The 21,918-nt window shown below is 43.9% G+C and carries 18 protein-coding genes and 1 tRNA gene; 11 read left to right on the forward strand and 8 right to left on the reverse strand.

The window, feature by feature from the left end:
- Positions 1 to 10 precede the first annotated feature (10 nt).
- The gene (locus DWZ03_RS04225; RefSeq protein ID WP_120128953.1) at positions 11 to 658 is read right to left on the reverse strand and encodes a DUF4476 domain-containing protein; all 648 of its coding nucleotides are present in this window, start codon (positions 656 to 658) and stop codon (positions 11 to 13) included.
- Positions 659 to 826: 168 nt separating this feature from the next.
- On the opposite strand from DWZ03_RS04225, the gene DWZ03_RS04230 reads away from it, so the two are divergent.
- The 4 genes from DWZ03_RS04230 (at position 827) to DWZ03_RS04245 (ending at position 5,347) form a co-directional block, all read left to right on the forward strand.
- A complete protein-coding gene (locus tag DWZ03_RS04230) occupies positions 827 to 1,948 on the forward strand; it encodes a DUF362 domain-containing protein (protein WP_005837094.1) in 1,122 nt (373 codons plus the stop codon).
- Positions 1,949 to 2,012: 64 nt separating this feature from the next.
- Positions 2,013 to 2,522 carry a hypothetical protein gene (locus DWZ03_RS04235; protein WP_044467741.1) on the forward strand — a complete coding sequence of 170 codons (510 nt, stop codon included), beginning with the start codon at positions 2,013 to 2,015 and terminating at the stop codon, positions 2,520 to 2,522.
- 285 nt (positions 2,523 to 2,807) lie between these two features.
- The gene (locus tag DWZ03_RS04240) at positions 2,808 to 3,617 is read left to right on the forward strand and encodes a patatin-like phospholipase family protein (protein ID WP_005837092.1); all 810 of its coding nucleotides are present in this window, start codon (positions 2,808 to 2,810) and stop codon (positions 3,615 to 3,617) included.
- A 32-nt stretch (positions 3,618 to 3,649) separates the two neighbouring features.
- Positions 3,650 to 5,347, forward strand: a complete 1,698-nt coding sequence (locus DWZ03_RS04245) for an alpha-amylase family protein (RefSeq protein WP_005825570.1) — start codon at positions 3,650 to 3,652, stop codon at positions 5,345 to 5,347.
- 104 nt (positions 5,348 to 5,451) lie between these two features.
- Here DWZ03_RS04245 and DWZ03_RS04250 read toward each other — a convergent pair whose 3' ends face one another.
- Positions 5,452 to 5,682 carry a DUF6965 family protein gene (locus DWZ03_RS04250; protein WP_016273735.1) on the reverse strand — a complete coding sequence of 77 codons (231 nt, stop codon included), beginning with the start codon at positions 5,680 to 5,682 and terminating at the stop codon, positions 5,452 to 5,454.
- Between the two features lie 334 nt (positions 5,683 to 6,016).
- Here DWZ03_RS04250 and DWZ03_RS04255 point away from each other — a divergent pair, with 334 nt between their 5' ends.
- From DWZ03_RS04255 to DWZ03_RS04265, 3 genes are read left to right on the forward strand one after another with little or no spacing between them, the layout of a single operon-like run.
- Positions 6,017 to 6,682 (forward strand): DUF2461 domain-containing protein, encoded by a 666-nt coding sequence (locus tag DWZ03_RS04255; protein WP_005825574.1) that lies wholly within the window; start codon positions 6,017 to 6,019, stop codon positions 6,680 to 6,682.
- A gap of 34 nt (positions 6,683 to 6,716) precedes the next feature.
- Complete coding sequence (locus tag DWZ03_RS04260) at positions 6,717 to 7,163, forward strand: YhcH/YjgK/YiaL family protein (protein WP_005825575.1); 447 nt, start codon at positions 6,717 to 6,719, stop codon at positions 7,161 to 7,163.
- Positions 7,164 to 7,194: 31 nt separating this feature from the next.
- A complete protein-coding gene (locus tag DWZ03_RS04265) occupies positions 7,195 to 9,204 on the forward strand; it encodes an alpha amylase C-terminal domain-containing protein (RefSeq protein ID WP_098032631.1) in 2,010 nt (669 codons plus the stop codon).
- Between the two features lie 72 nt (positions 9,205 to 9,276).
- On the opposite strand, the gene DWZ03_RS04270 is transcribed toward DWZ03_RS04265, so the two are convergent.
- Positions 9,277 to 9,990 (reverse strand): hypothetical protein, encoded by a 714-nt coding sequence (locus DWZ03_RS04270; protein ID WP_008664631.1) that lies wholly within the window; start codon positions 9,988 to 9,990, stop codon positions 9,277 to 9,279.
- A gap of 209 nt (positions 9,991 to 10,199) precedes the next feature.
- Between DWZ03_RS04270 and DWZ03_RS04275 the strand changes: the two genes are divergently transcribed.
- Both DWZ03_RS04275 and DWZ03_RS04280 read left to right on the forward strand, forming a co-directional pair.
- The gene (locus DWZ03_RS04275; RefSeq protein ID WP_005825578.1) at positions 10,200 to 10,433 is read left to right on the forward strand and encodes a YecH family metal-binding protein; all 234 of its coding nucleotides are present in this window, start codon (positions 10,200 to 10,202) and stop codon (positions 10,431 to 10,433) included.
- Between the two features lie 304 nt (positions 10,434 to 10,737).
- A complete protein-coding gene (locus tag DWZ03_RS04280) occupies positions 10,738 to 11,697 on the forward strand; it encodes an alpha/beta hydrolase family protein (RefSeq protein WP_120128956.1) in 960 nt (319 codons plus the stop codon).
- Positions 11,698 to 12,030: 333 nt separating this feature from the next.
- On the opposite strand, the gene DWZ03_RS04285 is transcribed toward DWZ03_RS04280, so the two are convergent.
- Positions 12,031 to 12,104 (reverse strand) — tRNA-Arg (locus tag DWZ03_RS04285).
- 288 nt (positions 12,105 to 12,392) lie between these two features.
- On the opposite strand from DWZ03_RS04285, the gene rpiA reads away from it, so the two are divergent.
- Positions 12,393 to 13,097 (forward strand): ribose 5-phosphate isomerase A, encoded by a 705-nt coding sequence (rpiA, locus tag DWZ03_RS04290; RefSeq protein WP_016273732.1) that lies wholly within the window; start codon positions 12,393 to 12,395, stop codon positions 13,095 to 13,097.
- On the opposite strand, the gene DWZ03_RS04295 is transcribed toward rpiA, so the two are convergent.
- Genes DWZ03_RS04295 through DWZ03_RS04305 form a run of 3 tightly spaced genes read right to left on the reverse strand, consistent with a single transcriptional unit; the run spans position 13,072 to position 19,594 of the window.
- Positions 13,072 to 14,523 (reverse strand): AbgT family transporter, encoded by a 1,452-nt coding sequence (locus tag DWZ03_RS04295; RefSeq protein ID WP_119958392.1) that lies wholly within the window; start codon positions 14,521 to 14,523, stop codon positions 13,072 to 13,074. The two genes, rpiA and DWZ03_RS04295, sit on opposite strands and share 26 nt — an antisense overlap.
- Entirely contained in the window at positions 14,516 to 15,244 is a 729-nt protein-coding gene (locus DWZ03_RS04300) for a DUF5932 domain-containing protein (RefSeq protein WP_005829066.1), read from the reverse strand. Before DWZ03_RS04300 ends, DWZ03_RS04295 begins: the two co-directional genes overlap by 8 nt.
- A 3-nt stretch (positions 15,245 to 15,247) precedes the next feature.
- A complete protein-coding gene (locus DWZ03_RS04305; protein WP_120128959.1) occupies positions 15,248 to 19,594 on the reverse strand; it encodes a DUF5113 domain-containing protein in 4,347 nt (1,448 codons plus the stop codon).
- A gap of 124 nt (positions 19,595 to 19,718) precedes the next feature.
- Here DWZ03_RS04305 and DWZ03_RS04310 point away from each other — a divergent pair, with 124 nt between their 5' ends.
- Positions 19,719 to 20,657 carry a ribose-phosphate pyrophosphokinase gene (locus DWZ03_RS04310; protein ID WP_005829068.1) on the forward strand — a complete coding sequence of 313 codons (939 nt, stop codon included), beginning with the start codon at positions 19,719 to 19,721 and terminating at the stop codon, positions 20,655 to 20,657.
- A 92-nt stretch (positions 20,658 to 20,749) separates the two neighbouring features.
- On the opposite strand, the gene DWZ03_RS04315 is transcribed toward DWZ03_RS04310, so the two are convergent.
- Complete coding sequence (locus tag DWZ03_RS04315; protein ID WP_120128961.1) at positions 20,750 to 21,913, reverse strand: phosphatidylinositol-4-phosphate 5-kinase; 1,164 nt, start codon at positions 21,911 to 21,913, stop codon at positions 20,750 to 20,752.
- Between the last annotated feature and the right edge of the window lie 5 nt (positions 21,914 to 21,918).

Genomic DNA, 21,918 nt, shown 5'->3' on the forward strand with positions numbered 1-21,918 from the left:
AGCCTGCTCCTTAATAGCGTATACCCAGAATTTTCTTGGCGTCGTCTTTCTTGAACAGTGAATCAATGACGTCTAAAATCGCTTCGTAGTTTTCCGGGTCTACGATATTGGGAGCGAATATTCTGAGGACTTTCATCTTGTCGTCATCAAAAGTATATAGTGCCATCAAACTGGCACATTGTACACAGTTCAGACTGTTGTTTCGGGCAACGGTTCTCATCATTTCGATTTGATCATCCTTGAAAGGGCGGGACTTCACTTTTTCATAAAAATGCCGGAAGTCTTCGGGGTGCATCCCCCTGACATAAACCGGAGCTGGAGAATCTATCACTACTTCACTGGGAACAACCGGCAACGTACGTGGCTCTCCGGAGAATGAGTCCATTGCAACGACTCTCCCACCTTCAAAAGTCACGACAATCTGAGTTCGGCTGATATTACTTTTACCGGACAGCACTCTGGAATATTCCCATTCTTCTATATCCCGGTCGAAGCGGCGATACTCTGGAGTTCCCAATATCTTGGTGACCTCCTGCCTGCTCATCCCCTTCTGGATACTGTTCAACACATCTACCTTAGCATCATAAAACAAGCTGGAACAACTGCTGAATCCCATCGTCATTACCAGTCCCGCAATAATTAGTCTGATTGTTTTCATCTTATCGAGTTTTTAGTTGCCACAAAGGTAGGCAGAAACATGGATAGACCTCTTATTATCCCCCTATTTGTCAAAAGGGATTTCCCTACTTTTTTTAGCCATATACCTATTAATATGGAAATAATCCGTTATTTTTGCAGATACTATCACTATAAACAGGTAAAACACATGGAAAAAGCAAAAGTATACTACTCTGACTTGCGTACTTCCCCTACATCCAATCTTTTGGATAAAATGGAACGCTTGCTGAAACGGGCAGGCATCGAGCAACTCCCTTTGAAGGATAGCTTTGCTGCCATCAAAATCCATTTCGGCGAACCCGGCAATCTGGCATACTTGCGTCCCAATTATGCAGCTCGAATGGCAACCCTGCTCCGCAGCCTGGGAGCCAAACCTTTCCTGACGGACTGCAACACACTGTATTCCGGTCGTCGCGCCAATGCCGTAGACCACTTGCAAAGCGCGATGGAGAATGGGTTCAACCCCATTTCGGCCCAGTGCCAGGTCATCATCGGCGACGGACTGAAGGGAACGGACTACCGCGAAATCCCTCTGAACGGAGAATATTGTCCGGCACCCAAAATCGGTACAGCGATAGCCGACGCCGATATTGTAATCAGTATGAACCACTTCAAGGGACACGAACAAGCCGGCTTCGGCGGTGCTTTGAAGAATCTGGGCATGGGATGTGCCAGTGTAGGCGGAAAGCTGGAACTGCACTGCGCCTCGCAACCCAAGATTGACGTAGAAAGCTGCATAGGCTGCAACATCTGCGTGAAGCACTGCGCACACGACGCTGTGCACCTCAATACCAGCCGCAAGGCAGAAATAGACTACACCAAATGCGTAGGTTGCGGACAGTGCGTAGCCCTCTGCCAGCACGACGGTGCCGTGATGGGAGCCGAAGATACCTCCGAGCGCCTGAACTACAAGATTGCGGAATATGCCCTCGCTGTCGTTATGGGCAAGCCCCATTTCCACATCAGCTTCATCATGAACGTATCTCCCGAATGCGACTGCTGGAACCACAACGATGCCGCCATCGTGCCCGACCTCGGCATTCTGGCTTCGGCAGACCCGGTTGCACTGGACAAGGCATGTGCAGATATGGTCATCCAAGCCCCGATACTGCACGGTAACAATTGCCTTGCCACGGCACACGAGCACGACGACTTGTGTGGATGCGACAAGTTCCACTTGATGCACCCCGACACGGACTGGCTTGCCGGATTGCGCCATGCCGAGAAAATAGGATTGGGAACCATGGAATATGAATTGGTGAAGATTTGATTAAACCTTTTCAGTTTTAAACAGTCATACTAAAAATAGATTTATCAACTATAATATTATACAAATGGAAACATCTGCAAAACTTTATTCTTTGCCTTTCGGCAACGTAAAGACCTATCTATTCGCCCTGCTGTTCGTGGCAGGAAACATCGCCTTGCCGCAACTCTGCCATCTGGTCCCAGCAGGCGGTCCGACGTTGCTTCCCATCTATTTCTTTACACTGATAGCTGCTTATAAATATGGTTTCAAGGTAGGTCTGCTGACGGCTCTCTTGTCTCCGGTCATCAATCATCTGCTTTTTGCCATGCCTGCAGCAGCCGTGTTGCCGGCCATACTTATAAAGTCCGGTCTGCTGGCCGGAACCGCCGCTCTTGCTGCACGCTATGCCAAGAATATCTCTTTATTGGCATTGCTGGGTGTAGTCCTCTCCTATCAAATTATCGGTACGGTCTTTGAATGGGCGTTGTGCGGTAATTTCTTTCTGGCTGTGCAAGATTTCCGTATGGGCATTCCGGGCATGCTGATTCAGTGGTTTGGAGGATATGCACTGCTGAAAGCAATCGCAAAGAAATAAACGTATATTCTCAAACAGTATCCCTTAATCCTAAAACTTTGTTCGCACACTGCGGATACATATCCCCAGTTTGCGGATGTCTATCCCAAGGCTTGGGATAGACATCCGCAAACCATAAACAAAGTTTTTTCTTAACTGATAAAAACTTTTTCCCTAACTAAGAAAAACTTTCTCCTTAATAGAGAAGACTTTTCTCTTAATACTTTGAACTTTTTTCCGCTATTTTCCTTTCTCCCTACAATAAAATCATTAATTTCGTGCCGAACAATATATCATATTTTCAACATGGAAGTAGTAACGAACAACTGGTTCACTAAAAAATATCCAATAGGTTTTGCCTTAAGCGGCGGTTTCATCAAAGGCTTTGCCCATTTGGGTGCCATGCAATCCTTATTGGAACATGACATAAAGCCCAATATACTTTCCGGAGTCAGCGCCGGAGCCTTGGCCGGGGTATTCTACGCCGACGGCAATGAACCGCATAAAGTTCTTGACTACTTTGCCGGGCACAAGTTTCAGGACCTGACCAAACTGGTGATTCCCAAAGTCGGATTGTTTGAATTGGGAGAATTCATCGATTTCCTGAAAAGCAATTTGAAATCCAAAAAACTGGAAGAACTGCAAATTCCTCTGATTATTACAGCTACTGATCTGGACCATGGACGTTTGGTACATTTCCATAAGGGTGACATCGCCGAACGCATAGCTGCTTCGTGTTGCATGCCGGTATTGTTTGCCCCGGTCAATATAGACGGCACCCATTACGTGGACGGAGGTCTGCTGATGAACCTGCCGGTCTCTACCCTCCGCCGTATATGCGAAAAAGTGATTGCCGTGAATGTCAGCCCTCTGATGGCGACCAAGTATAAAATGAACATTGTGAGCATTGCCTTACGTTCCTATAACTTTATGTTCCGCTCCAACTCTTTTCCTGAACGCGAGAAGGCTGATTTGCTGATAGAACCTTATAACTTGGAGGGATACAGCAATACAGAGCTGGAAAAGGCGGAGGAGATATTCATGCAGGGATATAATACGACCAATGATATATTGGAACGTCTGCTCATAGACAAAGGCAGCATTTGGAAAGAATAAAATAACCATTCTATAACATAGAAAACAAAGAAATGAACGACGAAAACAAATTGATTATTTATCAAGTGTTCACCCGACTATTCGGAAACAACAATAACCACTGCATCAATAATGGCAGCATCACCGAAAATGGATGCGGCAAGATGGCTGACTTTACAGCCAAGGCGTTGGGAGAAATCAAGAAGCTTGGCGCTACACATATATGGTACACGGGCATCATCGAGCATGCTACGCAAACTGACTACCGCCGTCACAATATCCAACCCGACCATCCGGCCATTGTGAAAGGTAAAGCCGGATCTCCCTATGCCATCAAGGACTACTATGATGTCGATCCGGATCTCGCCAAGGACGTACCGGAGCGTATGAGAGAGTTTGAGAATCTGGTGCAGCGCACTCACCGTAGCGGTCTGAAGGTCATCATAGATTTTGTTCCCAACCACGTAGCCCGTCAATATCACTCGGATGCCCAGCCGGATGGCACTTCACAACTGGGTTCAAACGATGATACCAATTATGCGTTCAGCCCATATAATAACTTCTATTATATCCCGAAATCGGAACTGCATGGCCAATTTGACATGAAAGGTGCAGCCGCCGAACCTTATAGGGAGTTTCCGGCAAAAGCTACCGGAAACAACCGTTTTGACGCTTATCCAAACATCACCGATTGGTACGAAACTATAAAGTTGAATTATGGAGTGGATTACCAGAACGGCGGGACTTGCCATTTCGACCCCATTCCCGACACATGGACCAAGATGCTGGATATCATGCTGTTCTGGGCGGGAAAGAACATAGACGGTTTCCGTTGCGATATGGCCGAGATGGTTCCCGTAGAGTTCTGGGAATGGGCAATTCCGCAGGTCAAGGAACAATATCCCTCCCTGCTGTTTATAGCCGAAGTCTACAACCCGGGAGAATACAAGAATTACTTGTTCCGTGGCAAGTTTGATTATTTATACGACAAAGTAGGACTTTATGATACCTTGCGGGCTGTTACTTGCGGGTATGAATCGGCAACTGCCATCACCCGCTCTTGGCAAAGTCTGGGAGGTATAGAAAAACGCATGCTGAACTTTCTGGAAAACCATGACGAGCAACGTATCGCTTCCGACTTTTTTGCCAGTAACCCACGCAAGGCGATTCCGGCACTCATTGTGTCAGCTTGCATGAACACCAATCCGATGATGATTTATTTCGGTCAGGAGTTTGGTGAGCTGGGCATGGATAGTGAAGGTTTCAGCGGCCGAGACGGACGTACAACCATCTTTGACTATTGGAGTGTAGATACCATCCGCCGTTGGCGCAATGGCGGCAAGTTCGACGGCAAGATGCTGACGGAGGACCAGAAACACCTATACAGCATTTATAAACGGCTACTGACTCTTTGCAATGAAGAAAAGGCCATCTCTCAGGGGGCTTTCTTCGATTTGATGTATGCCAATGTCAACGGATGGCGCTTTAATGAACATAAGCAATATACATTCCTGCGCAAATTTGAGAGAGACCTGCTGCTGTTCGTCGTGAACTTCGACCATATCTCGGCAGACCTTGCCATAAATATTCCTTCCCATGCTTTTGACTTCCTACAAATACCGCAGATGGACCAGTACAAAGCTACGGAGCTGCTCAGCGGAAAAGAAGAAAACATAAGTCTGCTTCCCTATAAGGCTACTAATGTGGCCGTCGAAGGATATGGAGGAAAGATACTTAAGATAAAGCTATAACGGAGTCACAACTCTGGTGATTTATTAGATTTGACACTGATTATGCAGAACAACGCGGATTTCTTAATCGCTTCGTGGTTTTCCGCATAATCAGTGCCAAGTCTTTATTTGTTCTCTTCCATATATTCCTTCAGCCGATATAGCCGCGTGATGGCAGGATTATAAAAATCATCAGGATAATGTGCATCTATATCACTCAGGTTAGCTTGCACAAAGCGTTTCACATCCACTATGTTCTCAGCATCAGACAATGTTACACTTTGAGGGAAAGATGTGCTCTTTGCCCAATTTATCAGCGCTTTAACGCTATCTTCATCAAATTTATATTCGGCCATATTCTACATTTTTTCTTGCAAAGATAGTGCAAACCGGATGCAGAATAAAATGACCCACCCATTTTTTATGCTAAAGTTATCCTCATCTGCATGAACAAAATCCCGATTTGTTGTGTTATATAAATGTGTTTTTCATAGTATTAGATATAAGATTAATTAAAAGAGACGTACCCGCTTGTGATAAGTAAGTACATCAAAAACAGAAGCGTCTGTTTGATTGATAAATGTGTAAGGAGCATCGGTTTACCAGAGCCGATGCTTTTTTTTACCCTTCTTTGTAGCATGTTAGAAATATTATCCGTAAATTTGGCAGATAATAAGGAAAGAATATGATATGAATATCCCTGTTATATTTCAATTTTTGAAAGAACTGTCTGCAAACAACAATCGTGAATGGTTCAATTCTCACCGGGAACAGTATGAAGTCGCCCGCAGCGAGTTTGAAAACTTGCTTACAGTAATTATCTCCCGTATCTCTTTATTTGATGAAAGCATCCGTGGTATAGAAGCAAAGGACTGTACATACCGTATTTATCGTGATACACGCTTTTCCGAAGATAAAACTCCCTACAAGACACATCTGGGAGGATATATCAATGCGAAAGGAAAGAAATCCGACCATTGTGGCTATTACGTGCATCTGGAACCGGGAAACTGCTTGTTGGCCGGTGGAAGTTATTGTCCTCCCCCGCCCTTGTTAAGAGCTCTGCGACAAGCGGTATACGACAATATAGATGAATTTCGCAGTATAGTGGAAGATCCTGCTTTCAAGCAATACTTTCCCGTCATCGGAGAGAATTTTCTAAAAACAGCTCCAAAAGGATTTCCAAAGGACTATCCCTATCTGAAATACCTTCAGTGTAAAGAGTATACGGTTGCCTGCTGCCAGCCGGACAGCTTCTTTCTTGCTCCAGACTTTTTGGATCGTACAGACGACATCTTCAAGCAGATGAAGCGTTTTTCTGATTTTGTGAATTACACCATAGACGACTTTGAATAATTTACCTATATAACTAACTTAAAACATTTGAATTATGGTTATAGACAGACTTGAAAACATAGAAAAATATACTTTGCTGCATCCTCTGTTTGAGCAGGCCATTGATTTTTTAAAATCACATGACTTGCACTCTTTGGAAATCGGCAAGACCGAACTGAAAGGAAAGGACTTGCTGGTCAACGTGGCGCAGACAAACCCAAAAGAAAAAGAAAATGCCAAACTGGAAACCCATAAAGACTATATTGACATTCAAATACCCTTGTCCGGTACGGAGATAATGGGTTATACCGCCGCCCAAGACTGCCTTCCGGTTGATGCTCCTTACAATGCGGAAAAAGACATCACTTTTTTTGAAGGACTGGCGGAGGACTATATTGCAGTGAAGCCCGGAATGTTTGCTATCTTTTTCCCTCAGGACGGGCATGCTCCGGGTATTACCCCTGACGGTGTAAAAAAAATAATTGTGAAAGTTAAAGCGTAAATTTATCAAATATCCAAAACTCATCCTCTTTATGGAAACATTGAATTTAATCAAGAATGACCCATGGCTGGAACCTTTTGCCGATGCCATCAACGGACGTCATCAACATGCCATAGACAAAGAATCGGAATTGACCAACAAAGGAAAACTAACCTTGTCTGATTTTGCATCCGGATACCTCTATTTCGGCCTGCATCGTACTGACGATGGTTGGGTTTTCCGTGAATGGGCGCCTAACGCAACCCAAATCTTTATGGTCGGAACTTTTAACGATTGGAAAGAAGAAAAAAAATATAGCTTGAAGCGTAAAGCAAACGGTAATTGGGAAATCAAGCTTCCTGCTGATGCCGTGAAACACGGTGACTTGTACAAGCTGATGGTACATTGGGACGGTGGTTGCGGTGAACGCATTCCTGCATGGGCTACACGTGTCGTACAAGACGAACAGACTAAAATATTCAGTGCCCAGGTTTGGGCTCCGGAGAAACCCTATAAAATGAAAAAGCGGGTTTTCAAGCCATCTACAGATCCTTTATTGATATATGAATGCCATATCGGTATGTCTCAGCAGGAGGAAAAGGTCGGTAGCTATAAGGAATTTCAGGAAAAGATTCTTCCACGTATCGCCAAAGAAGGCTACAACTGCATACAGATTATGGCTATCCAGGAACATCCCTATTATGGTAGCTTCGGATACCATGTTTCCAGTTTCTTTGCCGCTTCTTCCCGTTTTGGTACTCCGGAAGAACTGAAGGAGTTGATTGATACAGCCCATAGTATGGGGATTGCCGTTATCATGGATATTGTCCATTCACACGCTGTGAAGAATGAAGTGGAAGGCTTGGGTAACTTTGCCGGTGATCCTAATCAATATTTCTATCCCGGTGGACGTCGGGAACATCCAGCTTGGGATTCACTTTGCTTTGATTACGGCAAGAACGAAGTTATTCACTTCCTGCTGTCTAACTGTAAATTCTGGCTGGAAGAATATCATTTCGACGGCTTCCGCTTTGACGGAGTAACCTCCATGTTATATTATAGTCATGGTTTGGGAGAAGCATTCTGTAATTATGGAGATTACTTCAACGGACATCAAGACGACAATGCCATTTGTTATCTGACACTTGCCAACCGGCTTATCCATCAGGTCAATGCCAAAGCCATCACCATTGCCGAAGAAGTATCGGGAATGCCCGGACTGGCGGCAAAATATGAAGATGGCGGCTACGGATTTGATTACCGTATGGCCATGAATATTCCCGATTATTGGATTAAGACAATCAAGGAGAAAATAGATGAAGACTGGAAGCCATCCAGCATGTTCTGGGAAGTGACCAACCGCCGCAAAGATGAAAAGACCATCTCCTATGCGGAAAGCCATGACCAAGCTTTGGTGGGCGATAAAACCATCATTTTCCGCTTGATTGATGCGGATATGTACTGGCACATGCAGAAAGGAGACGAGAACTATACCGTAAATCGAGGCATTTCTCTCCATAAAATGATACGTTTACTGACTGCGACTACTATCAATGGCGGTTATCTTAACTTTATGGGCAATGAATTCGGACATCCGGAATGGATTGATTTCCCCCGTGAAGGTAACGGTTGGTCTTGTAAATATGCCCGCCGTCAATGGGATTTGGTGGACAACAAGAATCTGGCATATCATTATATGGGTGACTTTGATGCTGCCATGTTGGTAGTTGTAAAAAGCATAAAGAACTTCCAGGCTACTCCGGTCCAAGAAATATGGCATAATGACGGTGACCAGGTATTGGCCTATATGCGCAAGGACTTGATTTTTGTATTCAACTTCAACCCTAAGCAGTCTTTTACTGATTACGGTTTCTTGGTTCCTGCCGGAACTTATGAAGTTATTTTGAATACAGATAATCCAGATTATGGCGGTAATGGTTTGACGGATGATACCATCAAACATTTTACCATCCACGATCCGCTTTATAAAAAAGACAAGAAGGAGTGGCTGAAGCTTTACATACCGGCACGTACAGCTGTTGTACTGAAAAGAACTAAATAATCATTTCATAACATTAAAAAAGAGGCAGATATCAATTCAGATATCTGCCTCTTTTTTATATAGGAGAGTCTTTTATTTCAATTGACTGTCGATGAAGTTCAACATCGTTTTTGCATTATCCATCATCTTCTTTTGAGCTGGTTTGTCTGCAGAGAGCAATGGAATAAGTTTATCCAAATATTCTTTGGCTTCCTTGAATTCAACTTTTGCTTTTTCTACATCTGTTTTCATGGTATTGGCACCCTTACTATAATACAAAGAACCCAGACTGTTAAGTGCATTTACATTATCTGCTTGGATAGCTATGGCTTGTTTAAATGCTTCTTCGGCTGCATCCATCTTTTTGGCTTTCTGCGCCATGATACCTTGATTTACGTAATAAGTGGCATACAATTTAGTCAATGTCTTATTACCGGGATTTGCTTCCAGCCCTTCCTTTAAAGTGGCAACATACTCATCATTTTTCTTCAAATCTTTCAAAGCACCGGCTTTACCTATATAAGCATTTGCCAGGTTATACTTTTTCTGTACAGCAATATCAAAATACTTCAAAGCTTCGGCAGGTTTCTTTATCTTATCGGCACAAACGCCACAGTTATATGCAATTACGGAATCTTGGTTGTTTGTTTGTGTCAGATAAGTACTAAATTTTGTGTAAGCTTCCTGGTAATTTTTAGCTTCAAGAGCAGCCTTACCATCGTTGACCAACTGGGCAGGGTCAGCATTCTGCGCAAAGAAATTCGTAGCTGCACAACATAGTGCAATAGATAAGATTAATTTTTTCATATGCTTTAATTCATTTAAAAGTTGATTCCCAAAGTTAGTTTACAATGGTATAGAAGCAAAACCTTTTTACTTTTTTTGAGGTTTTTAGCATAGTCGTAACAAGTGTTATTTTACGTAAAAGCAAATATCCGGATATGTGTGTTGGACTTTGTCACATATGTTACACTTATACTTAGAATATCATATTATCTTTGCCACAAAAAAAGATTATGGAACAATTACATGCACATGAAGTCCTTCACATGATGGAAGGTAATAGTTATACTGAGTTATCATTGAGAGAAGCCATTATCCAAAAATTCGGCGAGCAGCAGCGTTTTTTCACCTGCTCTGCCAACAATATGGATGTAGATACCCTGATAGAATTTCTTAAAAGAAAAGGAAAATTTATACCCGCCAATGGTGGATTTACAGTGGACATGACTAAAGTTTGCAATCACTGATGAGGAATATTAATTCCTTCTTCTGTTAAATTGAATATTATTTATGTTAATAGTTAACGGAAATAATATTCTACTAAACCATGTTATAATATCCGCTGATTACCCGCTAAAATTTGGATATCTCCTGCAAGTACGTATCTTTGTACTGTGTTTTTCATAGTATTAGATTTAAGGTTAATAAAAAAGATTGGCTGTCTGGGATAGATAGCCTTTTTTTATGTCTAAATGTCATCTTTTTAGTTATAGTTTTATTCTATCTTTGTAGGTCAGATAATCCACGCAGCATTAATAGAATAAACTGAATATGGGAAAACGCTTTATTTTTATCTTGATGGCATGCTCATTATTGAGTATAGCTACTGTTGTGCATGCACAGCATATTGACAAGCAAACATATACTTTTGCCATCAAAAAGGCTGATACTCTGAAACTGGACAAGTATGTAATGATTGATCAAATACAAGGGACACAATCAAAGCCCGTCATTCTTTTTGCATTTGGGGGAGGTTTCAAAGGCGGGAGAAGAGATAATCCCGATTACATTTCTTATTTTCATTTTTGGGCACGAGCCGGCTATGTGGTAGTATCAACAGATTACCGTACCCAATTAAAGGATATAGATAAATCGGAGTATTCGGACTTGCAAGGATTCTCTTCTGCCCTGCAACAAGCAATCACTTGTGCTGTAGAAGATTTTGGTGATGCTACAAATTATATAATTGAGCATAGTGTAGAATGGCAAATAAATCCTGCACAAATTATAGCTTGCGGTTCGAGTGCAGGTGCGATAACTGCCCTTCAAGCAGAGTATGAGATTTGCAATCAAACGGCTTTTGCGGACAGATTACCTGCCAATTTCAATTATGCAGGGGTCATTTCCTTTTCTGGAGCAATCTGTGCCAATGGTATTCCAAAATGGATAATGTCCCCTTGTCCTCTTATGTTGTTCCATGGTGATGCCGACAGCACGGTTCCTTTTACTAAGGCAGTAGTAGAGGAAATGGGGCTATGGGGCTCAAACTTTATCTGTATGCAACTGAAAGAAAAAGAGACAGCATACTATTTCTATATAGCGGAAGGTATAGGACATTCCCTATCCTATTCTCCTATGAAGGATAATCGTCATGACATCCTGAGCTTCCTAAACCGGTTGGTACTTGGTAAAGAAAAACGTTGCATTACGACTGTAGAGAAGAATCCGGAAATATCTAGATATAAGAGTGATTTTACAATAGAAGATTATATCTGTGAAAATATGCGTTAATTCCTATCTTTATATCCTTTCCAGAGTTTTTGTTTCTCCACCAATCAATTATCTTTGCACATTATTATTCTATAAAAACAAATCTTTAATTCTATAAATTATGTTGGTACGTATTATCAGTATGGTCATAGCCGGAGTTATTATAGTATATCTAGTCCGTTGGATTGATAATTTTTTCTCCAGGTATCGCAAATAAATCTTGCCTGCAATGTAAACCAAATACTCCAATTTGTTTCCCATTACAACCTATGCTGACAAAATGCGGACATTTTCTAATTCTAAAACAAGAAAACCGCAAAAGCTTTTTATTAGCCATTTGCGGTTTTTTCCTTGTGATTCCGTTGCGATTCGAACGCAAGACCCACGCCTTAGAAGGGCGTTGCTCTATCCAGCTGAGCTACGGAACCAGCCTTAATTGCGGTGCAAAGGTACGCTTTTTTACGAATATTGCAAATTTTTGTATCACCTTTTTTCGTTACCTATGTATAAAAGGCTCATTTGCTACATAAAAAGTAATGATTAGTTACCTTTACAAACAAGATACACGGTATTTATATACAGATGTATTAAAACATTTTGCAAATTATCAATGTTACTAATTATAAAAAGTAAAAATATGGAGGAATATTCAAATAGGAAAAGTAGCATTGACCCGAAAATGAATGAAAGAGTAATAACAGCTAAATTTTAAAGAGATGGAATGGGAAAATCAGTTGATACAAGAATTGCAATGGTCAAATAAAATCAGCAATAAGGCGAGTAAGGAATTGGTAGCCCAGGAAATTGCCGGACTGGCCAAAGACGGTGATGCCATAGGAGCAGGCTCCGGCTCTACCGTTTATCTCACTTTGTTTGCATTAGCTCAGCGAGTTAAACAAGAATCTCTGCATATAGAAATCATTCCGGCATCTGCCGAAATTTCGATGACATGTATACAGCTTGGCCTGCCGCAAACTACTCTGTGGAATAAGCGTCCGGATTGGACATTCGACGGTGCAGACGAAGTGGATCCGCATAATAACCTCATCAAAGGACGTGGCGGAGCCATGTTTAAGGAGAAACTCCTAATTAAAAGCAGTGGCAAGACTTACATCATTGTCGATGAGAGCAAGCTTGTCAGCAAACTGGGGAGCAAATACCCCATACCGGTAGAAGTGTTTCCACATGCTCTCTCCCATGTGGAAAACGAGATACGCTTATTGGGAGCTTCAAAAATCAGCCTACGTCTTGCAGAAGGAAAAGACGGTCCGGTATTTACCGAAAACGGTAATTTCATTCTTGACATTCATCTCAGCAACATTGTTCCTGATTTGGAACAGAAACTGAAAGCCATTACCGGGGTTATCGAAAGCGGGCTGTTCATCGGTTATGACATTACAGTCCTAATGGCAAACCGCTGATGTACCAAAGTACAAATAAGGTGGTCCATGCCAATAGAATGACTAAAGAATATCTCCAAGTATACTTCAGTAGTGAACCATAAGTGGATTGCCTATCATATTGCTGCATATAGGTCAAGACAAGTGGCATGTAGAACATAAAAGGTGTTATGGCATTTGTTGCACTGTCACCTATACGGAACGCACATTGGGTCATATCCGGCGAAATGCCCATACTTGCCAATACCGGAACAAAAATGAAAGACATAAAAGCCCATTTAGCTGTGGCAGATACCATAAAGAGATTGACCAGCGCCGTAAAAAGAATGAAGAGAATCAATATCCATAAACTACTCAAAGAGGCAGAGGACAGCAGATTAGCGCCTAAAATGGCAATGCACTTGTCCAAGTGGGAATATTCAAAACAAGCAAACATCTGTGAGGCAAAGAAAGCTATCACAAAATAAACGCCCAGCAGTTTCATCGGCTGCGTAAGTCCTTCTATCACATCACCGTCCGTACGGTATCGGCCGGAGGCAAAACCATAGACCATCCCCATCAAACCTATTCCAAACGAAAGCAAAAACAGAATACCAACTATAAACGGAGAACGAATCAACCCACCATTGACACTCCGCAATATCCCCCATGAAGAGAATGTAGCCCACAGAATAATGGCAATATACAGCAAGCCTGCAAATACAGCTCCCAACATAGCTCTCCGTTCCTTGCGGGACAGTTGTTTGTAGCCATTAAAATGAATATCCCCTGCATACATTCCCAAGTGCGGCAACAAGCTCCTGCGGGTAATATGATAAATGATGAATGCAAGCAGGAACGTGGAAACAAAGAGAAAATAATAATTGCACAGCGGTCCAGTCTGCCCCGGAGCAATATTCATCCTATCAGCCGCTTCTTGCGTTACAGAGGCAATCATGGGGTCTAATGTACTCAAAAACACATTAGCGCTATAGCCACAAGAGACTGAAACATAAGCTGTAATTATACCTCCAATGGGGTGCAGACCGACGGACTGGAACAAAGTTGCAGCTATCGGCAACAGAATGATATATCCTGCATCTCCCACTATATTGGACAACAGTCCTAAGACAATGACCAGCAGAATAATGCGCCAAGGATCACGTGGACGTCGTACCCCCCTGCGAATACATGCATCGATGAAACCCGAATGCTGTGCCACCCCTATTCCGAACATAGCCACAATCACCAGCCCTAACGGAGCGAATCCCGTAAAATTGGTTATGACATGGCGCAGCAGCCAGCGTATGCCCTCCGGACTCAGCAGGCTCTGCACCCGTATTTCTTCTCCAGTCTGCGGTTGCAGCACGCTCAGACCATAGACATCGAATATCCATGAAAGGAGGATGACTGCCAGCGTCAGCAGGAAGAACATCGTAGCGGGATGTGGCATTCGGAGTTTACTCATCGTCGGCTTCCAGATTGTCTATATTCAAGATTCGAAGTTCCAATGCACGCACCACCAGACGAGTGGCATTCACCCCCACCCGTTCACTAGGCGGGAAAAGACGGCCGACCAAGTCATTCTGCCGTTTCTCCAGCGACTTGACTCCAAAAGGCATTCCCCTAAGATTGGCAATCATTTCTTTGGTATAGCCCAGTGCCAAATGACGGAGGAAACGCTCGTCATACTCATCAATATCATAGCTTATGATTGCTTCCTGACGTTTTGCATCATTCAGGACAGATTTCTTGAAGCGTTCCACTATCTTCTCCAGTATCGGATAGTTAAAGACCAGCTTCTTGCCGTCCATCACTGCCTGCACATCGGTTTTGGTCAGCAACTCTCCGGTTTTCAGGATAATGCCGTCAGCGCCGGCTTCAAGTACGTCCACCCATAACTTCTCATTCAATATTTCTCCCGTGAATATCAGCACATGTACTCCCGGATAACGCTTGAAGATATTCCGGCAGATGTCCACCCCGATTGTGGTCGAACCTCCCAGTCCCAAGTCCAGCAGAACAAGATCCGGCACGCCGGCTTCAATCAATGTCCAGAACTCCTGCTCAGTCATAGCAGTACCTATTACCTCCGCATTGGGAATTTCATGGCGGAAAATCTCTTCCGTCCCTTTCAGCTCCAACTTGACATCTTCAACGATGATTACTTTAAATTTTTTGTCTTCCATATTTCATTTTTTCGGTAGCGTAAAATATATTGTAAAACCTCCTTCCTTTCCCGGTTCGGCATTGATACGGCATCCCCGGCGTCCGGCAAACTCGTCATGGTCGCGGATAATCTGCTTGCACACCAGATATTCCGTACCATACAGTTCTCCTTTCTCACCGGCCGTCATGCGGGACAAGTCGGGATAGAACAATTGGTTCAATTCTTCACGGGTCTTTTCCCTGCGCATATCTGTAAACAGAAAACGTATAAATTCCCCATCTTCCCGGGCCGACAGACAGACAGCTCCATCCAGAGTTACGGAGCAAGCCTCGTCTATCAGGTTTTCAAGCAGGAAACGCAACTGGTGCCAGTCACCGGTAATCCGTCCTTCCAACGGTTGTATCTTAAAATCAATATGCGCCTTGTTTCCCTTATACACTTTGCGGAAATATTTCCCGGCAGTAGCCATAAGTTCCGGCACAGATATTGTCGCACGCCTGAAAGTCACCTCTTCCAACTGGCGGGAAGCGCATGAACTGAGTGTCGTAAAGATACCTTTGTAATACTCTATCAATTCGCTGATGGCAACCACCGTTTCCCGCTCCTCCGCTTCTGTCTGTTTGCCGGACCGCAGTTTCCCTATCAGCTGCTTTATCTTGTTCGGATAATAAATCGTTTCATGCTTGATGGTCGAAAGACAATTATCCAGCACCATGTTCTGTACATGCAGCAAACTGTCTTCCCAGGAAGCTCGCCGGGCTTCATCTTGAGCCACTTCGATGTCCCGGTATTTCGTAGCCAACTTAACCACTGCATTGAAGATTACAATGGAGACATAACGGGCTATCAGTTCCAAAAGCAAATGGTCGGTCTCCTGCTCCGTACCTTCCCTGCGTTCCAGACACAGCACACCTATGCAACGACACATATTGCCTGCATCCACAACAAGCGGCAATGCTTGTATACCCTTTTCCGATATGTACACTTGCTGCTCAAAACAATTCTCCATATATTTCCTTCGGACAGGCAACTCGTCCACGGCGGTATCTTCCACTGGATTGGAAGTGTATTCCAGCTTATGTGTAGTCTCGTTGTATACAGCTATGCTTAACCGGTCGATACTCAAAAGTTCGTTCACTGCATCAAAAGCGGAACCTACAATCTGCCGCGGGATTTCCTTCAATGTATCCTCCTCACGCTGCAACATTTCCTCCGTATCCGAAACCGGCAACAAGGAGGCATTGAACACCTTTCCATTAATTTCCAGCACTTGCTCCAGATTCCAGCGGTTCACCAGACGTTTACGGAAGTAAAGTATGTAATATCCCAACAGCAATACGAACAGCAAAATCACCGCCAGCAAAATGCCCACCATCTTGTTGTTGGTGGAACGCTCCAGCTGCCGGCAATATTCTTCCAAGGATTGGTCTTCTCCCAACAGTTTGTATAAGGTAGTGTAGGCAGCATTATTATAACTATAGTCATCCCATTGCTTCAATGCAAGAAATGAGACTGCCGCTTCATTCCTGATATCCAGAATTACATGGAAATCCGAATTGAACATCTGGTTCCACCAATCCAGTTCCGCAGGCGCCCCGTCTCCCGTCAGCGTCATATAGCGATGTATAGGATGGGCGTATTGCTTGTAATGTTCGTTCAGGCAATACATTGCCGAATCTATGTATTGTAAAGCCAGTTCGTATTCTCCGTCCACATTGCAGTAATAAGCTTCATTGGCATAATCGGAGGCTTCGTCCAGCAAAGCTTCGTATTCATTCTGTGCAAGCAGTGCCAAAGAATCCGGCAACACCTCTCCGGAAGCAGTCTGTTCCACAGCATGCCGGCAGGATGACATGCACAAAGACAACACGACGAGCAACACCGACACAGACTTACGGATACCGGCAGGCAGACGGAAATAAAAACGGCTGCCTTTTCCCAGCCCGCTCTCCACATTGAACAGACAGACCTTGAACAAATCATTCGTCTTGCGATATTTTTCAATGATGCCCTTACAGTTCATCAGTCCAAAGCCACTTCCTTTGTTCTTCCTCAATTCCTCCTTGTCGGGAGCGTCACTCATACCGATGGCTTTCGAGTCATATACTTTTTCTCCCACAATGCGGGCTACATCTTCCGGTGACAATCCACAACCATTATCCTCTACCGAGATTTCCACATAATCTTCCTCCTGCCGTGCATATACTTTCACCATACCGCCCTGAGGGGTATATTTACGGGCATTCTCCGCCAGTGTATTTATCATAAACAATGTAAGGGCTTTGTCTGCCTTTACCCGGATATCCGTAGGCTGCACCTCCAACGACTGTCTCTTCATCTCGAATGTACGGCTTCCCTTCCTAAGCAGCTCGAAAAGTTCATTCAATTCGAACGTCTCTATGTTCAGGCTAAGGCTTCCTTGCTTCATCTTTATCCAAAGGGCAAGAATATCATTGTATTCATTGATGGTAGTAACCAACTCGTCGATATACTGGTATTTCTCCTCTTTGATCCGCTCCTCTTTGATGAATCCTTTTTGAGTCAGTTTCTGCACTTCGTTGATGATACGGTCTATGTACGGGTGAATTCCGTTGACAATAGCCATACATGCTTTCTTTATCAGATTTTGCCGTTTGTTCCCCGCGATGTGCTGCTCGTAAATGTAGCGTTGCTTTTCCAGTCTGCGGCGTTCGTCGCCAAGGGAGATGGACGTCATGCCGTTGTCGATTGCCCATTGGATATAGGGAGTTATCACCCGTACCATCGCCTGCTCATCCTTGCTCATCCGACGCGGGAACACTAATTGCCCGTTATCTATGCGGATATCCTTCACTCCAAACAGCTTTTCCAATTCCGGGCAGACAGCCGTCCGGATAGAGTCGACGATTTCCTCCTCAGTCTGTGCATCTGCCGGAATGGATGCCGTTATCTTCTGACAAATATCCAGCATCAGCTGCAGACGGCGGAGATGCACTCTGTTCCGGTCTTTGGAACGCTTGTTGAAAAACCAGAAGAAGAGGGATACAAGCACGAAGCCCACAATGACCAGTGACAACACGACGTTGAGTTGCCCCGCCTCCTTTTCCAATGCCTGATAGCGGCTTTCCAGTTCTTTATCCTGGCGTGTATCTTCAAGGATATCCAGGTAAATATTGCGGTTATAGTCTGATTTTTCTTTCATTCCGAGTCCTGCATACGAAACGCTCAACTGTTCACGAATACGTGAAATCCACTCGGGCACGGTTTTCAGTTTCTGCTCCATCCATGCCTTCTCCGCACAAATCGTATCTCGACGGTCAAATGCTTTCAGCCAGTCCAAACTATCGTGGCAGTCATAGAATAGGCGGTGATGGTCATTTACACATTCCAGAGCAAGTTTTAGCGTGTCAAGAGCTTCTGTATAGTGACTGTGGGCATTCAGGTATTTGCCGATAGATACATATGCACCTGCTATCTGATACAAATCCTTGTATTGGCTGAATTTTTGCAATGCCAACTGCCCCAGACGCATGGGAAGCAGCGAATCTACCGGTACTCCAAAACGTGTCAAGGCATGGGAGCGGCGGTCTTGAAAAAATGCGTAATTATCCGGTGAAGCCATCAAGTTGGCAAGTCCCTGCACTCCATTGCCCTCAAAGTAAAGATAGCCCTTGCGCGAAGCCAACCGCCATGCGGTATAGAGCTCATCAAATTCTCTCAGTCTTCGCTCATCCGGTGTCTCACCCTCGCATAAGGCAGCAGAACCTTTGATGTAGTGATAATACAACAGCTGATTGGTATCTGCCAGCAACTCTTGTTTTTTAGTAACTTCATTAATAGAGGCTACAGCTTCCGGACGCTGTTGCAAATAATAATAATACACAGCAGATACAATATAAAATTCCGAACGGGCATAATTCAAACGCATTTGCTCGTGTTGGTCCACAAACAGATTGTCATCCTCCGCTATTCTTTTCATACGGTGCAAGGCACTATTGCGATAATCGTAGAACTCCTTGTTCAACGCCGTCCGCTGATAAATCTTCATCAAACCGATGTCGGCAATAAGGAGTTCCAGTTCATTCTTGGTCAGATTATAGACATCCATATGAAACTTTTCGGCCTGCTCAAAATCCATGCGCATAAAAGCACAAAAGCCCAGATTATTGGATGCTTCCGCTTTTCCTTGTTTATAGAGGCTGACTTCACGGTAGGCTCTTGATGCCGCATGGCAGGATGAATCCAGGTTTTTATAACGAAAAGCATAAGCCACCTGGTTTAGAGAGTCGATAAGGCGTACTTCCTTCATGGGTGCCGTTCCCACACACGAAACCATTGTTGTACAAAGGCACAACAACCCCGCAAACCATATAAAAGAAAGTCGTTTCATAAAGCAAAGCTACGAATAAATCCGGGAAAGAAAAATAATTTTTATACAATAACTCTTGTTTTATGTAACGGGAAATTCCTACCTTTGCATGCAAATTAACAAATAGGTAACATCTATTACACAAATGAGCGAAAAAGCACCCTTTATGGTATTCTCCGGAACAAATTCGAGATACCTTGCAGAGAAAATCTGCGCTAGCCTTGATTGCCCTCTGGGAAAGATGAACATCACCCATTTTGCAGATGGTGAGTTTGCAGTCTCTTATGAGGAATCTATCCGTGGCTCGCATGTATTCCTGGTTCAATCAACCTTCCCTAATTCTGACAACTTGATGGAACTTCTGCTGATGGTTGATGCTGCTAAAAGAGCATCGGCAAAAAGCGTTGTAGCCGTTATCCCTTACTTCGGTTGGGCACGTCAGGACAGAAAAGACAAACCCCGTGTTTCCATCGGCGCCAAGCTGGTGGCCGACCTGCTCTCTGTTGCAGGTATCGACCGTCTGATTACGATGGACCTTCATGCAGACCAGATTCAGGGTTTCTTCAACATTCCGGTGGATCATTTGTATGCATCAGCAGTATTCCTCCCCTATATTGAATCCTTGAAACTGGAAGACTTGGTAATCGCCACCCCGGATGTCGGCGGTTCAAAACGCGCCAGCACATTCTCCAAATACCTCGGTGTACCCCTGGTATTGTGCAACAAGACACGCGAAAAAGCAAACGTGGTTGCCACCATGCAAATCATTGGTGATGTAAAAGACAAGAATGTAGTATTGGTAGACGATATTGTAGATACAGCAGGAACCATTACCAAGGCTGCCAACATCATGCTGGAAGCAGGAGCCAAATCTGTCCGTGCCATTGCCAGCCACTGCGTAATGTCCGACCCTGCTTCTTTCCGTGTACAAGAATCCGCACTAACGGAAATGGTATTTACTGATAGTATCCCCTACTCTAAAAAATGTGACAAGGTTAAACAGTTGAGCATTGCCGATATGTTCGCCGAAACCATCAAGCGGGTGATGAACAATGAATCAATCAGTTCACAATACATTATCTAACCGCGGAGCGGTTAGAAATTAAAAATTAAAGGCTGCGCGGTTCTGAAGTGAACATTGCGCAGCCTTTAATTTTTAATTTCTAATTTTTAATTCTAATTCTCCAGCCTTCCCATCTTGTAGGTTCCTTTTCGTATCACCTTTCCGTTCTTGTCTGTTTCTACAAACGGACCGTGTTTCTTGCCTTGTTTGAAGAAGCCTTCATAACGGTTTCCGTTCTTGTCCTCCTGGATACCGCTACCTTCTTCCATACCGTTCACAAAACCGCCTTTATATTTGGTTCCATCGGTCTGAATCAGGGTACCTTGGCCGTTGAACTTATTGTCTTTCCATTCACCTTCGTAAGAGTCACCTACATTCCATTTGTAAGTACCGTATCCGTCACGTTGGTTATCTTTCCAATTACCTTCGTAAACGGCGCCGCTTGCCCACGTAAATGTGCCGTGGCCTTCCTGCTTTCCATCCTTGAAGCTGCCCACATACTTGTTGCCGCTGGCATGGTAATAAATGCCCTCTCCGGTACGTTCACCTTGAACATAAGAACCTTCGTAACGGTCGCCGGTATGGAAAAAGTAAATACCTTTGCCATGCTGCATGTCGTCCTTCCAGTCACCTACGTATTTGTCACCGTTGGCATATTCAAAAGTTCCTTTACCGTCCCGGACATCATTTTTCCATTCCCCGTCATATTTGGAACCGTCATTCCAGGTCAATGTTCCTTTGCCGTCTTTCTTGTCATTCTTCCACGAGCCTACATACTTGGAACCGTTCTTCCAGGTATACGTTCCCTGGCCTTCGCGTTTGTCATTCACCCAGTCGCCCTCATAAATATCACCATTGTAATAATACATGGTTCCTTTCCCATGCTGGTAATCCTGAAACCACATGCCGTCATAACGATTGTTATTCATAAAATAGTAGATACCCCTGCCATGCTGCTGGTCTTGAAACCATTGCCCCTCATACTTTTCACCGTCGGGAAACATATATGTACCGTAGCCTTCACGCTTGCCCTTCACATACTCACCCTCGTAGACGTCGCCGTTCTTAAAAACGGTCTTTCCCTTTCCATTGGGCTTGCGGCCTTTTATTTCACCGGTATAGACGGCCCCGTTGTCTTTGAACGTATAGGTACCTATCTTTATCTCCGAAGAGAATGTACTTTTCACTTTATCGAAAAAGCCGCCTTTTTTTTCCTGGGCAGTGGCTCCGCCTTGACATAAGAAAGCCAGAATGAGTGCAGTATATAGATATTTCATTAATT

The sequence above is a fragment of the Bacteroides sp. AF29-11 genome, assembly GCF_003602895.1.
Taxonomy (GTDB): Bacteria; Bacteroidota; Bacteroidia; order Bacteroidales; family Bacteroidaceae; genus Bacteroides; species Bacteroides uniformis.

Bases quoted from the DNA above. Each gene is read 5' to 3' on its own strand.
- DWZ03_RS04275 (WP_005825578.1), top strand. From the start codon at position 10,200: ATGGAACAATTACATGCACATGAAGTCCTTCACATGATGGAAGGTAAT.
- DWZ03_RS04260 (WP_005825575.1), top strand. From the start codon at position 6,717: ATGGTTATAGACAGACTTGAAAACATAGAAAAATATACTTTGCTGCAT.
- DWZ03_RS04270 (WP_008664631.1), bottom strand. From the start codon at position 9,990: ATGAAAAAATTAATCTTATCTATTGCACTATGTTGTGCAGCTACGAAT.
- DWZ03_RS04305 (WP_120128959.1), bottom strand. From the start codon at position 19,594: ATGAAACGACTTTCTTTTATATGGTTTGCGGGGTTGTTGTGCCTTTGT.
- DWZ03_RS04225 (WP_120128953.1), bottom strand. From the start codon at position 658: ATGAAAACAATCAGACTAATTATTGCGGGACTGGTAATGACGATGGGA.
- DWZ03_RS04255 (WP_005825574.1), top strand. From the start codon at position 6,017: ATGAATATCCCTGTTATATTTCAATTTTTGAAAGAACTGTCTGCAAAC.
- DWZ03_RS04265 (WP_098032631.1), top strand. From the start codon at position 7,195: ATGGAAACATTGAATTTAATCAAGAATGACCCATGGCTGGAACCTTTT.
- DWZ03_RS04235 (WP_044467741.1), top strand. From the start codon at position 2,013: ATGGAAACATCTGCAAAACTTTATTCTTTGCCTTTCGGCAACGTAAAG.
- DWZ03_RS04295 (WP_119958392.1), bottom strand. From the start codon at position 14,523: ATGAGTAAACTCCGAATGCCACATCCCGCTACGATGTTCTTCCTGCTG.
- DWZ03_RS04315 (WP_120128961.1), bottom strand. From the start codon at position 21,913: ATGAAATATCTATATACTGCACTCATTCTGGCTTTCTTATGTCAAGGC.
- DWZ03_RS04300 (WP_005829066.1), bottom strand. From the start codon at position 15,244: ATGGAAGACAAAAAATTTAAAGTAATCATCGTTGAAGATGTCAAGTTG.
- DWZ03_RS04280 (WP_120128956.1), top strand. From the start codon at position 10,738: ATGGGAAAACGCTTTATTTTTATCTTGATGGCATGCTCATTATTGAGT.
- DWZ03_RS04245 (WP_005825570.1), top strand. From the start codon at position 3,650: ATGAACGACGAAAACAAATTGATTATTTATCAAGTGTTCACCCGACTA.
- DWZ03_RS04230 (WP_005837094.1), top strand. From the start codon at position 827: ATGGAAAAAGCAAAAGTATACTACTCTGACTTGCGTACTTCCCCTACA.
- DWZ03_RS04250 (WP_016273735.1), bottom strand. From the start codon at position 5,682: ATGGCCGAATATAAATTTGATGAAGATAGCGTTAAAGCGCTGATAAAT.
- DWZ03_RS04240 (WP_005837092.1), top strand. From the start codon at position 2,808: ATGGAAGTAGTAACGAACAACTGGTTCACTAAAAAATATCCAATAGGT.
- DWZ03_RS04310 (WP_005829068.1), top strand. From the start codon at position 19,719: ATGAGCGAAAAAGCACCCTTTATGGTATTCTCCGGAACAAATTCGAGA.
- rpiA (WP_016273732.1), top strand. From the start codon at position 12,393: ATGGAATGGGAAAATCAGTTGATACAAGAATTGCAATGGTCAAATAAA.